This is a genomic window from Streptomyces sp. Tu 2975 (assembly GCF_009832925.1).
Lineage (GTDB): Bacteria > Actinomycetota > Actinomycetes > Streptomycetales > Streptomycetaceae > Streptomyces.
Genome location: NZ_CP047140.1, coordinates 1,962,447 through 1,977,388, shown reverse-complemented (window position 1 = coordinate 1,977,388; position 14,942 = coordinate 1,962,447). Strand labels below are relative to the sequence as shown.

At 72.6% G+C, this 14,942-nt stretch carries 12 protein-coding genes and 1 pseudogene; all 13 read left to right on the top strand.

The features are described from left to right. The first annotated feature begins 86 nt into the window (after positions 1-86). The 13 genes and pseudogenes from GLX30_RS08660 to GLX30_RS08600 all read left to right on the top strand — a co-directional run bounded on the left by GLX30_RS08660 (position 87) and on the right by GLX30_RS08600 (position 14,934). The gene (locus tag GLX30_RS08660; protein WP_159685567.1) at positions 87-485 is read left to right on the top strand and encodes a cell division protein SepF; all 399 of its coding nucleotides are present in this window, start codon (positions 87-89) and stop codon (positions 483-485) included. A gap of 56 nt (positions 486-541) precedes the next feature. Further along, a complete protein-coding gene (locus GLX30_RS08655; RefSeq protein WP_244258076.1) occupies positions 542-1,750 on the top strand; it encodes an ATP-binding protein in 1,209 nt (402 codons plus the stop codon). After that, positions 1,747-2,079 carry a nucleotide pyrophosphohydrolase gene (locus GLX30_RS08650; RefSeq protein ID WP_159685564.1) on the top strand — a complete coding sequence of 111 codons (333 nt, stop codon included), beginning with the start codon at positions 1,747-1,749 and terminating at the stop codon, positions 2,077-2,079. The genes GLX30_RS08655 and GLX30_RS08650 overlap by 4 nt, the downstream gene beginning before the upstream one ends. Before the next feature lie 189 nt (positions 2,080-2,268). Then, positions 2,269-2,754, top strand: coding sequence for a DUF6099 family protein (locus GLX30_RS08645; protein WP_159685562.1), 486 nt, complete (start codon positions 2,269-2,271; stop codon positions 2,752-2,754). 58 nt (positions 2,755-2,812) lie between these two features. After that, positions 2,813-3,735, top strand: a pseudogene (locus GLX30_RS08640) (LLM class F420-dependent oxidoreductase). 13 nt (positions 3,736-3,748) lie between these two features. Then, positions 3,749-4,651 carry a homocysteine S-methyltransferase gene (gene mmuM, locus GLX30_RS08635; protein WP_159685559.1) on the top strand — a complete coding sequence of 301 codons (903 nt, stop codon included), beginning with the start codon at positions 3,749-3,751 and terminating at the stop codon, positions 4,649-4,651. A 96-nt stretch (positions 4,652-4,747) separates the two neighbouring features. Then, positions 4,748-6,208: a 3' terminal RNA ribose 2'-O-methyltransferase Hen1 gene (locus GLX30_RS08630; protein WP_159685557.1), complete on the top strand. Its 1,461-nt coding sequence runs from the start codon at positions 4,748-4,750 to the stop codon at positions 6,206-6,208. Next, the gene (locus tag GLX30_RS08625; RefSeq protein WP_159685554.1) at positions 6,205-8,766 is read left to right on the top strand and encodes a polynucleotide kinase-phosphatase; all 2,562 of its coding nucleotides are present in this window, start codon (positions 6,205-6,207) and stop codon (positions 8,764-8,766) included. The genes GLX30_RS08630 and GLX30_RS08625 overlap by 4 nt, the downstream gene beginning before the upstream one ends. 342 nt (positions 8,767-9,108) lie before the next feature. After that, entirely contained in the window at positions 9,109-9,837 is a 729-nt protein-coding gene (locus GLX30_RS08620; RefSeq protein WP_159685552.1) for a Crp/Fnr family transcriptional regulator, read from the top strand. Between the two features lie 69 nt (positions 9,838-9,906). Then, positions 9,907-10,827 (top strand): hypothetical protein, encoded by a 921-nt coding sequence (locus GLX30_RS08615; RefSeq protein ID WP_244258075.1) that lies wholly within the window; start codon positions 9,907-9,909, stop codon positions 10,825-10,827. Beyond that, positions 10,824-13,142, top strand: a complete 2,319-nt coding sequence (locus tag GLX30_RS08610) for a hypothetical protein (RefSeq protein WP_244258074.1) — start codon at positions 10,824-10,826, stop codon at positions 13,140-13,142. Before GLX30_RS08615 ends, GLX30_RS08610 begins: the two co-directional genes overlap by 4 nt. After that, positions 13,139-14,347: a hypothetical protein gene (locus GLX30_RS08605; RefSeq protein WP_159685549.1), complete on the top strand. Its 1,209-nt coding sequence runs from the start codon at positions 13,139-13,141 to the stop codon at positions 14,345-14,347. Before GLX30_RS08610 ends, GLX30_RS08605 begins: the two co-directional genes overlap by 4 nt. Positions 14,348-14,424: 77 nt before the next feature. Continuing rightward, entirely contained in the window at positions 14,425-14,934 is a 510-nt protein-coding gene (locus GLX30_RS08600; protein ID WP_244258073.1) for a Pycsar system effector family protein, read from the top strand. The last annotated feature ends 8 nt before the right edge of the window (positions 14,935-14,942 follow it).

Here is a 14,942-nt window from a genome sequence, read left to right as displayed (position 1 = left end):
GTGCCGGACACGGTGCGGAGCGGGTTCCTGTTCCTCGATCCGTGTCGGTGTTGGGCCGAACGGGTGAGGGGGGTGAGGATGGACCCATGAGTAGGTACGAGAGGTACGACGTCACCGACGAGCAGTGGGAAGGCCTGGCCCAGGTGGTCCCGCTGCGCGGCCGCAACGAGTGGCCGTCGCGGGTCGACCACGTCACGGTCCCACGGGAGTACGAGGCCGCCGAGCACCGTCGTTTCATCGTCCTGCGCGTACAGGTCTTCGGCGACGCGCGCGAGGTCGCCGAGTACCTCGTCGCCGGGATGCCGGTGCTGCTGGACCTCACCGGCGCCGACAGCGACGTCGCCAAGCGGATCCTCGACTTCAGCAGCGGTGTGGTCTTCGGACTCGGGTGCCAGATGCACCGGGTCGACCGGAACGTCTTTCTGCTCGCACCCGTCGGCACCGAGGTCGAAGGGGCCACGGCCGCCGCCGTACCTCATTCGTAGGAAGGTCCCTCAGGCGGAACGGTTCGGCGTGTCCAAGGCTGCGTACCGTCCCGATCATGGACGCGAAAACGCAGGTCATGGACGCGAGAACGCCGATCGTGAGCCGCACGCCGGGCGTGGATCCGGACACGCCGCCCGGCCGGGGGAGCAACACCCGGCCCGCTGTCACGCAGTTACGGCTCTCCGCCTTCAGATCGCACCGCGCCGCCGCGTTCCCGCTCGGCCCCATGACGCTCTTCGCGGGGCCGAGCGGCAGCGGCAAGTCGAACGCGCTCCAGGCGTACGAGGCGCTGGCGCTCCTGGGCGCCGGCCGCGACCTGGCCACCGCGTTCCCCGAACCGGCCGAGTGCGTCCCGGAGCGGGCGGTCGCCGACAGGCAGGGCCGGCGCGGATTCCGTATCGGCTGCACGGTCGACGGCCCGGCCGGCCCGGTCCTGCTCGACCTGGCCGTGCAGACCGAACCGAGCCTGCGGGTGGCGGGCGAAAGGCTCACCGGCTGCGGCCGGACCCTGCTGACCACCGCACTGCGCGACCCCGCCCGGTCCGTCGTGGAAGCGGCGTGGCACACCGCGGGCTCCGCGACCGTCACCCGGGGTCCGCTGCCCGACGACAGGCTGGGCACCGCGCTGCTGCCCCTGCGCGTGGCGGGGAGCACCGAGGCGCAGTTACAGGTGCTCGCCGCGGCCGAGCAGGTCGTGGTGGCACTGCGGTCGGTGTTCGCCTGCGACCCGCGACCGGAGCGGATGCGTCAGCCCGTGCCGGCGGGGGCCGGGCGGCTGCGCCGCGGCTGCGACAACCTGGCCGAGGTACTGCACCGCACGCGCAGTGAGTGCGCCAAGCGGCACGCGAGGCTCGCGTCGGCGGCACGGATGGGGTGCGCGGGAGCGGTGGCCGACGTCGCGGTCGAGGAACTGGCGGGCGGGCGGGTACGCGCCCTGCTCGCGCGGGGCGGCGCGCTGGGCTCGACGCCGGTGGGGCGGCTCGGCGAAGGGGAGCTCAGGTATCTGGGGCTCGCCCTGGTGCTGCTCACCGGGCCGGGGGTGCTCGCCATGGACCAGGTGGCGGAGGTGCCCGTGGCCTACCAGTCGCTCACGGTGCTCGCCGACGGCTTCGACCGCAGCCTCGACCCCGAACAGACCCGTCAACTGGTGGCGCTGGGGGCCGAGATGTGTGCGCGAGGGCACATCAGGCTGGTGGGGACCGTCACGGACGCGTCGTGCGCGCGGGGGATCGACGGCGTGACGGTGGTAGACCTGGTGCCGTGACGAGAGACGACGGGCCGGATGTCGAGGGGCTGCAGCGCAGACTGGCCGCGTTCGCGGCGGCGCGCGGCTGGGAGCCGTACCACACGCCGAAGAACCTGGCTGTGGCGCTGAGCGTCGAGGCGGCCGAACTGGTCGAGATCTTCCAGTGGTTGACGCCCGAGGAGTCGGCGCGGGTGATGGAGGAGCCGGAGGGGGCACACCGGGTGCGTGACGAGGTCGCTGATGTGCTGGCGTACCTGTTGCAGTTCTGTGAGGTGCTCGGGATCGACGCCCTTCAGGCTCTGTCGGAGAAGATCGACCGCAACGAGATCCGTTTCCCGCCGAAGTGAGAACCGGGACGAACAGCGGGGCACCACCGGGCACACACCGCTACTTCGTCACTCTCCGGAGTCATCGAGTTATCCACAACGGCCTTGCTGTCCACAGATTTCCGAATTCCCCTGGCTTTCCGGCTCAATGGGCTTCACTCTGGGTAATGAACCCAGTGGGCAGAATTTCGTACGAACGGGGGTGCGTACATGGATGCGGAACGGCTCGTCAGGATGTGCCGTCATGCGCTGGCCCAGAGCCGCGCGGTGCCGGAGATCGTCGCGGAGGCGTGGCAGGCGCAGGCTCTCGCGCAGGCGATCGGCGCCCGGCTGGCGCTCGTCGGCCCGCCGGAACTGCGGGGCGAGGCACGAGGGCTGAGCGAGATCGGCGGTCGCGGATGCGGCGTGCTCGACCATCCGATGGTGCGCAGTGGCACCGTCCGGGCCACGGGACTGACCGAAGTGGCCGATCCGGAGGCCACGTTACTCGGTCTGAACGTGCTGCTCGGCGACGTCGGCATCGCACTCGTCGGCGTCGCCTGCGCCACGGACGACGAGGGGCTCTACTGGCAGTGCATCGAGACGATAGACGCCGCCGACGAGTCGAGCGACCGGGTACGCGGCATGCTGCGCCGGCTCGCCGAACGGGAACCGGACCGGCCTCCCGAAACCGTCCGCGGCCGCGCCGGGCCCTGACGGCCACCGTGGACCTTCGGCCGCGACGGGCCGGGAGTCCAGGGTGCAGGATGGAGCCATGGATCTTCGAATCTTCACCGAGCCCCAGCAAGGGGCGAGCTACGACACCCTGCTGGCCGTCGCCAAAGCCACCGAGGACCTCGGCTTCGACGCCTTCTTCCGCTCCGACCACTACCTGAGCATGGGCTCCTCCGACGGACTGCCCGGACCGACGGACGCCTGGATCACCCTGGCCGGACTGGCCCGTGAGACCAAGCGCATCCGCCTGGGCACCCTGATGACGGCCGGCACCTTCCGGTTGCCCGGTGTGCTGGCGATCCAGGTCGCCCAGATCGACCAGATGTCGGGCGGCCGGGTCGAACTGGGCCTCGGCGCCGGCTGGTTCGAGGAAGAGCACAAGGCGTACGGCATCCCCTTCCCGAAGGAGAAGTTCGCCCGGCTCGAGGAGCAGCTGGCGATCGTCACCGGACTGTGGGCCACCGAGGTGGGCAAGACCTTCTCCTACGACGGCACGCACTACCAGCTGTCCGACTCGCCCGCACTGCCCAAGCCCGCCCAGCGGAAGATCCCCGTGCTGATCGGCGGCCACGGAGCGACCCGCACACCCCGCCTCGCCGCCCAGTACGCGGACGAGTTCAACCTGCCCTTCGCCTCGATCGAGGACACCGAGCGGCAGTTCGGCCGGGTGCGCGCCGCCGCGGAGAAGGCCGGCCGGGCCCCGGCGACCTCGTCTACTCCAACGCGCTGGTGGTCTGCGTCGGCAAGGACGACGCGGAGGTGGCCCGTCGCGCGGCGGCGATCGGCCGCGAGGTGGACGAGCTGAAGGCGAACGGACTGGCGGGCTCGCCGGCGGAGGTCGTCGACAAGATCGGGCGCTATGCCGCCACCGGCTCCTCCCGTATCTACCTCCAGATCCTCGACCTCGACGACCTCGACCACCTGGAACTGATCTCGTCGCAGGTCAGCTCGCAGCTGAGCTGACGAGGAGAGCACCGTGAGACCCGCACGTACGCTCGCCGCCGCTCTCGAGGAAGGACCCGTCGTCCTGGACGGCGGTCTGTCCAACCAGCTCCAGGCACAGGGCTGCGACCTGACCGGCAGCCTCTGGTCGGCCCGGCTGCTCGCCGACGACCCGGAGCAGATCGAGGCCGCGCACACGGCGTACGTACGGGCGGGAGCCCAGGTGCTGATCACCTCCAGCTACCAGGCCACGTTCGAGGGGTTCGCCCGGCGGGGACTCGGCCGGAAGCAGGCGGCCGGACTGCTGGGCCGGAGCGTCGCCCTGGCCAGGTCCGCGGCAGACGCCGCCGGCCATGAGGTGTGGGTCGCCGCATCCGTCGGACCGTACGGCGCCATGCTCGCGGACGGCAGCGAGTACCGCGGCCGGTACGGACTCGGCGTGCGCGAGCTGGAGCGTTTCCACCGGCCGCGGATCGAGGCGCTCGCCGCCGCCGGCCCGGACGTGCTCGCGCTGGAGACCGTGCCCGACACGGACGAGGCGCAGGCGCTGCTCGACGCCGCCGAAGGGTGCGGCGTGCCCGTGTGGCTGTCGTACACCGTCGCGGACGGCCGCACACGTGCCGGCCGGCGGCTCGCCGAGGCGTTCGCGCTCGCCGCCGGCCGGGACCAGGTCATCGCCGTGGGCGTCAACTGCTGCGACCCGCGCGAGGCCGCGGACGCGGTCGCGCTCGCCTCGGAGGTCACCGGCAAGCCGGCCGTCGTGTACCCGAACAGCGGCGAACGGTGGGACGCCGCCTCCCGGTCCTGGCAGGGTGGTTCCGGGTACGACCCGGGCATGGTGCGCGCATGGCGCGAGGCCGGAGCACGCCTGGCCGGCGGCTGCTGCCGGGTCGGCCCCGGCGAGATCGCGGAGCTCGCGCGGCTGCTGCGCCCATGAGCACCGGCCGGACACGCGCGGTGCCGCGTCGAACACGAGCCGTCCCCTGACGAAAACCCCTGGTCGGGGCGGCCGATGCGGACGATACTCAAACGCGTGTTCCTGACGATCAGTACCACCGGCACCGTTGAACGCCCCGCGACCGACCTGGGATATCTGCTGCACAAGCATCCCGACAAGGCGCAGGCGTTCTCCACCTCGCACGGCACGGCGCACGTCTTCTACCCCGAGGCGTCCGCCGAGCGGTGCACGGCCGCCCTGCTCCTGGAGGTGGATCCGGTGGCCCTGGTGCGGCGCGGCAAGGGCAAGGGCCGCGGCGGCGCCCCCGACTCGGCGCTCGCCCAGTACGTCAACGACCGCCCCTACGCGGCGTCGTCACTGCTGGCCGTCGCCCTGACCACCGTGTTCAAGAGCGCCCTGCGCGGCGTCTGCGCCGCACTGCCCGGGCGGGCAGAGGCCCCGATGCCGCTGCGTGTCGAGGTGCCCGCGCTGCCCGCCCGCGGCGGCGCCGAGCTGGTCCGCAAGCTCTTCGAGCCGCTCGGCTGGAGCACCGTGGAGGCCGAACCGGTCGCGCTCGACGGACAGTTCCCCGAGTGGGGCGACTCCCGCTACGTACAGCTGGTGCTCGAAGGGGAGCTGCGGCTCGCCGACGCTCTGCGCCAGCTCTACGTGCTGCTGCCCGTCCTCGACGACGCCAAGCACTACTGGGTCGCGCCCGACGAGGTCGACAAGCTGCTGCGCGCCGGTGAGGGCTGGCTCGCCGACCACCCCGAACAGAAGCTGATCACCAGCCGCTACCTGGCCCGCCGCTGGGGACTGACCCGCCAGGCCATGGAGCGCCTCGAACTGGTGCGGCTGGCCGAGGCCGACGACCTCGACGTCGAGGACGTCGACAACGCGGTCGACGAGACCACCGACACGGAGGAGCGCCCCGTACCGCTCGCCGAGCAGCGCAGAGCCGCCGTCCTGGAGGCGCTGCACACGGCAGGCGCGAGCCGGGTTCTCGACCTCGGCTGCGGCCAGGGCCAGTTGGTGCAGGCGCTGCTGAAGGACACGCGGTTCACCGAGATCGTCGGCGTCGACGTGTCGGTGCGGGCGCTGACCGTCGCGGGCCGGCGCCTCAAGCTGGACCGCATGGGGGAGCGGCAGGCGTCCCGCGTCAAGCTGATGCAGGGTTCGCTCACGTACACGGACAAGCGGCTGACCGGATACGACGCCGCCGTGCTCAGCGAGGTCATCGAGCACCTCGACCTGCCCCGGCTGCCGGCCCTGGAGTACGCGGTGTTCGGCTCCGCCCGGCCGCGCACGGTGCTGGTGACGACCCCGAACGTCGAGTACAACGTCCGCTGGGAAAGCCTGCCCGCCGGGCACGTCCGTCACGGCGACCACCGCTTCGAGTGGACCCGGCAGGAGTTCCGCACCTGGGCCGAGGGCGTGGCGGAGCGCCACGGATACGCGGTACGGCTCGTGCCCGTCGGGCCCGACGACCCCGAAGTGGGGCCGCCCACGCAGATGGCCGTGTTCGAGATCACCGAGAAGGAGGCGAAGGCCGCATGACCAGCACGACACTCCCCGAAGGCACGACCGCGCCCGGCCGCCGCCTCCCGGTGACCGACCTGTCGCTCGTGGTCCTCGTCGGGGCCACCGGTTCCGGCAAGTCGACCTTCGCGCGCAGGCACTTCAAGCCGAGCGAGGTCATCTCCTCGGACTTCTGCCGGGGACTCGTCGCCGACGACGAGAACGACCAGAGCGCCAGCGGTGACGCGTTCGACGTCCTGCACTACATCGTGGGCAAACGGCTCGCGGCCGGCCGCCTCACCGTCGTCGACGCGACGAGCGTCCAGGCGGAGAGCCGCCGGCAGCTGGTGCAGCTGGCCAGGCAGCACGACGTCCTGCCGATCGCGATCGTCCTCGACATGCCGGAGGACGTGTGCGCGGAGCGCAACGCCGGCCGGCCCGACCGGGCCGGCATGCCCCGCCATGTCATCGCCCGCCACCGCCGTGAGCTGCGCCGTTCGCTGCGCGGTCTCGAGCGCGAGGGCTTCCGCAAGGTGCACATCCTGCGCAGCGTGGAGGAGGTGGAGAGCGCCGAGATCGTCCTCGAGCGCCGCTACAACGACCTCCGCCACCTCACCGGCCCGTTCGACATCGTCGGCGACATCCACGGCTGCAGCTCCGAGCTGGAGACCCTGCTCGGCAAGCTCGGCTATGTGGACGGCGCCCACCCCGAAGGCCGTACCGCCGTCTTCGTGGGAGACCTCGTCGACCGCGGCCCCGACAGCCCCGGCGTGCTGCGGCGGGTGATGGCGATGGTCGCCGCCGGCAACGCCCTGTGTGTGCCCGGCAACCACGAGAACAAGCTCGGGCGCTGGCTCAAGGGCCGCAACGTCCAGCACACCCACGGCCTCGCGGAGACCATCGAGCAACTGGAGAAGGAGGACGACGCCTTCCGCGAGCAGGTGAAGGAGTTCATCGACGGCCTCGTCAGCCACTACGTGCTCGACGAGGGCAAGCTCGTCGTCTGCCACGCCGGCCTGCCCGAGAAGTACCACGGCCGCACGTCGGGGCGGGTGCGTTCGCACGCGCTGTACGGCGACACGACGGGTGAGACGGACGAGTTCGGGCTGCCCGTGCGCTACCCGTGGGCGGAGGACTACCGGGGCCGCGCCGCCGTGGTCTACGGCCACACACCTGTCCCCAACACCTCATGGATCAACAACACGATCTGCCTCGACACCGGCGCCGTCTTCGGCGGCAGGATGACCGCGCTGCGCTGGCCCGAACGGGAACTGGTCGACGTACCGGCCGAGAAGGTCTGGTACGAGCCGGTCAGGCCGCTCGTCACGGAGGCGCCGGGCGGCCGTGAGGGCCGTCCGCTGGATCTCGCCGACGTGCAGGGCAGGCGGGTGGTCGAGACCCGGCACATGGCCCGCATCGGCGTGCGCGAGGAGAACGCGGCGGCGGCGCTCGAGGTGATGAGCCGCTTCGCCGTCGACCCGCGCCTGCTCACGTATCTGCCGCCCACGATGGCCCCGACGGCCACCTCCAAGGAGGACGGCTACCTGGAGCACCCGGCGGAGGCGTTCGCCCAGTACCGGTCCGACGGCATCGCCAGGGTCGTGTGCGAGGAGAAGCACATGGGCTCGCGGGCGGTCGCGCTGGTCTGCCGTGACGCGGACGCGGCGCGTGAACGGTTCGGCGTCGAAGGACCCACCGGAGTCCTGCACACGCGCACCGGGCGGCCGTTCTTCGACGACCCGGCCGTCACGGAGGAGATCCTGGGACGCCTGCGCACGGCGGTCACCGACGCCGGGCTGTGGGACGAACTCGACACGGGCTGGCTGCTGCTGGACGCCGAGCTGATGCCCTGGTCGCTCAAGGCGTCGGGGCTGCTGCGCTCCCAGTACGCCGCGGTCGGGGCGGCCTCGGGAGCCGTGCTGCCGAGGGCGACCGCTGCCCTGGAGGCCGCCGCCGCCCGCGGCGCCGCCGTGGAGGGACTGCTGGACCGGCAGCGCGAGCGCGCCGCCGACGCGGCCGCGTTCACCGAGGCGTACCGGCGTTACTGCTGGAGCACCGACGGGCTGGAGGGGGTGCGTCTCGCGCCCTTCCAGATCCTCGCGGCCGAGGGCCGCTCGCTCGCCGCGGTCCGGCACGATGAGCAACTGGCCTGGCTGGACAAGCTGGTGGAGCACGACGCCACCGGCCTGCTCCAGGTCACCAGGCGGCTGATCGTCGACACGGGTGACGAGGCGTCGGTGCGCTCCGGTGTCGACTGGTGGCTGGAGATGACCGGGCGGGGCGGGGAGGGCATGGTCGTCAAGCCGCTCCAGGCGCTCGCGCGGGACGGCAAGGGCCGTCTCGTGCAGCCGGGTATCAAGGTCCGCGGCCGCGAGTACCTGCGGATCATCTACGGCCCCGAGTACACCCGGCCGCGGAACCTGGAGCGGTTGAGGGAGAGGTTCCTGAACCACAAGCGCTCTCTCGCACTGCGTGAGTACGCCCTGGGCCTCGAGGCGCTGGACCGGCTGGGGGACGGGGAGCCGCTGTGGCGGGTGCACGAAGCCGTGTTCGCCGTGCTGGCTCTGGAGTCGGAACCGGTGGACCCGCGGCTGTGAGCCGCTGATCCCCGCGGCAGGCAGCGCAGTTCGATCCCCTTGCGACGGTCTCGGGCGCCCGGCGGGCGCCCGAGACCGTTCGTCCATGGGGGCTCGTTCAAGAGGTACGGCTGAGGATCATGCGCCTGCCCGTTGATGAATGCGCCCCTCGTGCCCCCGCGCTCCATCGAGGTCATATTGACCGACCAATGACCGGCCCATAGCGTCGTTGCCCCGACGCAGTGTGACGGTTGGTCAACTCTGTGGCACCGAGTGCCGTATGGGTCCACTGCGCGGGAAGGAACACCGGCGAAGGACGTGGTCCCCCGAAGGGCCAGCACATCCGCTGCGGGGGGCGAGTCGATGAGTCTGTTCGGAGGGGGCCGTTCGTTTCTCGACGCCCTGACTCCCCAGGACCGCGCCACGCTCACCGCACTCGGAGCGCCCCGCGTCTACGCGTCCGGTGACGTCATGATCGAGGAGCGCGACACCAGCACCTTCGTGCTCCTGGTGCTCTCCGGCTGGGCCGTGGTCTCCGTGGGCACCGACCGCGGCGGCCGTCTCATCCTCGCCCTGCGAGGGGCCGGCGAGGTCGTCGGCGACCTCGCGGCCGTGGACCGCGGTCCGCGCAGCGCCACGGTGACCGCGCTGGGCCAGGTGCGCACCGTGGCCGTCTCCGGCGAGCGGTTCCGCAGCTTCCTCGCCGCCAGGCCGCAGGCCACGGCGCTGATCATGCGTCAGCTCACGGCCCGGCTGCGCAGCTCGGACGGGGAGCGCCGCTCCCTCGCGTCCGGTTCCGTGCTCCAGCGGCTCGCCGCCCGCCTGGTCGAACTCGGCGGACGGGTCGGCCGCACCGACGACGACGGCACCGTCATCGACCTGCCTCTGCCGCAGCACGACCTGGCGGCGGCGATAGGGGCCACCAGGGAAGCGGTCGCCAAGGTGCTGCGGCTGCTCCGGGAGCAAGGGGTGGTCCGCACCGCGCACCGGCGGCTGATCGTCACCGACATGGACCTGCTGCGGCTCCTCGCGCAGGGCCGCGAGCAACCGCCGCAGCGCGGACCGGTGAAGAAAAGCCCGCCACTTGTGTAAACGGCTACATCGCCCGTCGCACGACGCACCGAGTCTTGTTCCCGAGACGACAGCACCCAGGGGGTCCGAGTGAGCAGTGCAGCAGCCGTGAACAGACTGGTGGTCTTCGGGGACGCCTGCGGCTCGGGGCGCATGGGCCTCGACGCGAAGAGGCGTATGCGGGCCGCCATGTACGGGGCCTTCGCCGAGGCGTACGCCTCCGTGGGCGTCGAGGTGGACCGCGTCCACCAGGAGGACCGCGGCGACGGCATCCTCGCCGCGCTCGACCCCGGCGTACCGCCGACGCTGATGGTCGGCACCTGGCTCGACACGCTGTTCCAGAGCCTGCGCGAGCACAACGCGGGAAGCGCCGACCGGCTGCGGCTGCGGATCGGGATGAACGCCGGCCCCGTGCTCGACGACGGCAGGGGACTGGTGGGGCGTGCCGTGGACGTGGCGGCACGGCTCTGCGACAGCCCGGTCGCCAGGCGGACCATGGAACTCGCCCCCGGCAGCGATCTGCTGCTGGTCGTCTCCGACTGGCTCTACGCCAACGTGGTGGCCGAAGGCGGACGTTACGTCGAACCGGAGACGTACCGCAGTGCGCGGGTGCGGCTCAAGGAGACCGACGAGACCGCCTGGTTCCACATCCCCCGGTTACCCGCGCCCCCGCTGCCCGAGGACCGGCCCGCATCAGGGCCTGACGCCGCGCACCGGAGCACGGGCGAAGCCGGCGAACCGGGGGCCGAGACCGGCGGTGGGCCGGTACAGGGGGACGGCCCACCGCCTCCGGACCCGCCAGGGTCCCGTACCACCGGCACGAAGGGCACCACAGGGGCCACCGGCACGACAGACCGGGCAAGGACGACAGGCACCGCCGGCACGACCGTCACGCACATCGACGCCCGGGGCGACGTGGCGTCGTTCGAGAACAACGTGTTCCACGGTGAGGTGACCGGCATCCGCAAGAGCCGTGGCACGGCCGCCCCCGACGGGGACGGTGCCGCATGAGCAGCGACCACGACGAGGCCCCGCCGCCCGACGCCCCGGCGGACGAGCAGAAGCCTGCCCCCGCCCCCGACCGGAAACCCGCGGAACCGGACGCGGAGGCCGCCGCGCAGGACGGCGCCGAACCGGCTCCGGAACCGCCCAACCCGTTCGCCACGGCGGGCCGCAGCCCGATGGGATCCGCCGGCGGCACCGGCGGTTCGGGCACCGCCCACGCGGCACGCCGGACCTTCGCACCGCGGCAGGCGGAGCGGGTCGTCACCTTCGGCGACGACGGCCAGTACTTCCACGGCAACTACTTCATCAACCAGTTCGGCGCCGGCCCCGGCCCGGCCATGCTCGACGGACCCGTCCCCGCGGAGGAGCTGCGCCGGCTCGCCGGGGTCTACTGCGAGACCCCCGGCTACGGCCGGATGCGGACCAGGCTGCGCGAGTGCGGGCTGCTGGTCCTGTGCGGGGAACGGGGGAGCGGCCGCACGGCCACGGCCCTCGCCCTTCTCTCCGAGCTCACCGACCACCAGGTCACCCGGCTGGACCCGAGCGAGGCTGTGCACCGGATCTCCGGCGACATGCTCAAGGAGGAGCACGGGCACCTCCTGGAACTCCCGTCCGACGAACTCCACCGGGAGGGCGGCCGGAGCACCCGCGGCGACGGCCGGGACGAGGGACGTCACCCAGGCCGGCTCACGGAACTGCACCTGGACCGCTTCAGCAGGCAGCTGCTGACCGCCAAGGCGTTCGGCGTCGTCCTCGTGGAGAGCGGGGACCTGGCCGACCGGCTGCTGCGCGGCCGTTACGGGATGCAGCTCCGCCCGCCGGGGACCGAGGACGTCCTCCACCGCCATCTGCGCATCCAGCTGCTCGGCGAACCGCCGGAGGCCCTCGACGCCTGCCGCGAACTGGCCCGCCGAGAGGACCTGAAGGGCGCGCTCGGACTCGACGAACTGCGCCCCAAAGAGGCCGCCGGTCTCGCGCAGCTGCTCGCCCGCCACTGGCGCGGCGAACTCGGTGACGACGAACTCCTCGACGGCTGCACCACCTTCGTACGGGCGCAGGCCCGCGCATGGTTCGCCGGCGCCGACCGCCCCGGCACCCTTCCCGAGGCGGGTCCCGCGCTGGGCGCCGCGGCCTTCCGCATCGCCGTCGCCGTGTTCAACGGCTCGCCCTACGGGCTGGCCGCGGAGGCCGCCGAGCAGCTCGCCTGGGAGATGGCCGTCACCCTGGACCCCGAACAGCCGGTCGGACGGCGGCTGTTCGGCACCCACGCCGACGACCGCCCCGTCCTGGCCCGTGCGGTCGTCGAGGACGCGGAGTTCGACCTCGGTGACGCCCAGATCCCGGTACGCGCCATCCGCTTCCAGGGCGAGGCCCTCGCGACCGCCGTGCTGCGTGAGGTGTGGAACGGCTACCACAACGCGCGCGGCCCGGTGGTGCGCTGGCTGCGCACCCTGTGCGACGACCCGCGGCCCCAGGTGTGGGTGCGGGCCTCCGTCGCCGCGGGCGTCCTCTGCTCCTGGGACTGGGTCCACGGGGCGGGCGAACTGATCGGCCCGATGGCCGCCGTGGACAGCCCCGTCCAGCAGATGTCGGCCGCGACCGCGCTCGCGGAGGCGTCCAGGGACGCGTCCGTACGGCCCGCGGTCGGCGCGCTGCTGAAGGAGTGGGCCACGTCGGGGGACGAGGCGCTGGTGACGACGGCCCTGCTGACCCACGGGTACGGCATGGCCGCCGGTTCCGTCCGCGCCTCCCTCGACGCGCTGGCGAAGGCGGTCCGGGCCGGCGATGTGACGACGCTGTCCAACGCGGCGTTCAGCGTCACCCGGCTGCTGGCCGGCGCGGAGCCGGCGACGGTCGTCGCCCGCCTCGGCGCCTGGCTGCGCGGCGGACAGCGGGACCTCGCCGACCTGGTGCTGCTGAGCGTGCTGGGCACGATGACCACGCGCACCACCTATCTGTGGGGCCTCGACGAGACCGAGGCGCTGGAGGAGCACGCCCGCCGGCCGCTGCTCGTGGCCCTGCTGGCCACACACGAACCCCTGGCCGGCAAGCTCGCCGACCTGGTGACCCTCACCCTCGGCACCGCCCGCTCCGGCGAGGTGGCGCTCGAAGCCCTCGGGCGGGTCCTGCGCCAGTGCGCGGACGACCCCGCACAACTGGAGGTGGTCCGCGGCTTCCTCCCGCTGATCACCGTGGAACGCAGGGACCGCGACCGGGTGCGGCACCTGCTGGCCCGGCTGGTCCGGGACGAGGACGACCCCTTGGACAAGAACGCCGCCCGCCTGATGTGGGAAGCGGCGGCGGAAGGAGCTGAACGATGACCCCGTCAGGCGCCGGAGAACCGCCCGCGCAGCAGCCGTTCCGGCCCGACGAGCAAGCAGGCGCCGACGAGCAGGCCGGGGCCGCCGAGCCGCGCAAAGGGCCGCTGCTGCGGGAGTGCGTCCTGCCGTACACGCCGCGCAGCGGCCAGGTGGCGGCCGTGTACCTGTACCCCAACGGGGGCCACAGCGTGCTGTGGCCGAGCCGCAGGGAGGACCACGACAAGCCCTGGTTCGGCGGACCCCGCGCCGTCTTCGAGGTGATCCTCGGACGCCATGTCACCGCCTTCGACCTCGCCCTGCCCGCGGCCGGCGACGCCCAGTCGTTCAAGACGCGCGCCGAGGTGCAGTGGGAGGTGGACGACCCGCGCCTGGTGGTCGAGAAGGCCGTCTGGGACGTCCGCGAGATGTTGCACGGTGACCTGCTGTACGGGCTGCGCCAGGTGTCCCGCCGGTTCCGGCTGACGGAGGCGCAGCGCGCGGAGGAGGCCGTCCAGGCCGAACTGCGGGCCGGCCGGATGGATCTGGGCGCCGATCTCGGACTGCGGACCCGTGTGCATGTCTTCATCGACCTCAGCGACCAGGTCAGGGACCGGGTCGCCGAGCGTGACGACGTCGCCTTCGCGATGGAGAAGGACCGGGCACAGGCCGAGGCGGACCGGCGCAAGGACCGGTACGAGCGCGAACGCGTCGCGGAGCGCGCCGCCCAGCTGGAAGAGGTCCTGCGGCGCGGCGAGGAGGCCGAGATCACCCATCTGATGGCGAGCAACCCCGACAAGGTGTGGGAGATCCGCCAGGCGATCCGGCAGGAGAAGCGGGAGGGCCAGGCCGACTATCTGCACCTGTTCAACCGCCTGCTCGACGCGGGAATGCTGGAGCGGCACGACGTGGGCGAGCAGATGTACGAGGTGCTCCGGTATCTGAGGGACAACAGCAGCAGGGTGACCGGCAGGGTCACCGACCGGGTGCTCACGTCCCCCGAGGGAGGCCGGCCCGCGCTCTCCTCGCGGAGGGAGGAGACCCCGGAGCCGCGGCGGCCGTTCTGGGACGAGGAGCCGGAGGACGCCGCCCCGGCGCCCGACGACGGGCACGTCTACGAACCCACCCGGGTGCAGTCGTCCGCGGAGCGGGACCGCGACGCTCGGCCGGCTTCCGGGTCGGGCGGCGCTCCCCCGAGCGCGGACTTCGACGACTGGGGGGACGAATGAACGGCGGCGCACCACCGGGCCCGGGCACCGGTGCCGGTGTGCCTCCGGGCCCCGTACCCGGCGCGGGTCCCGCACCCGTGCCGGCAACCGGCCCCGGAAGCGGGTCCGCGGGTGCCGACCCCGGCGGCGACGTGCGGTTCGTCGCCGAGCGGCTGCTCAACTCCGTACGCGAGGACATCGGCCGGGCCGACGCCAAGGCGGCGATCCTGCTCTCCGGAGCGGTCGCCGCGCTGGCCGTCGCCTTCTCGCGCAACGAACTTCCGCTGCCGTCGTCCCGGGCGGCGGCGGCCGTCGTGACCGCCGGGCTGCTGCTCTACGCGGCGGGCGTGCTGATGCTCGTCGGCGTGATACTGCCGCGCACGCGGACCGGCGCGGACACCACCTTCCTTCGCGATCTCGCGGTCGGCACGCCGACCGATGAACTGCTCGTCCGGCTCTCGGAGTCGGGCGAGGACGTCGTGCGCTGGCTGGTCGGCCAGGCACGGGTGCACGGGGCGGTCCTGGCCGCCAAATACCGGTGGTTGCGCATGGGGGTCTGCACGCTGACCTTCGGCGCGCTGCTGGTCCTCTTCGGCGAGCTGTGGTGAGAGACGAT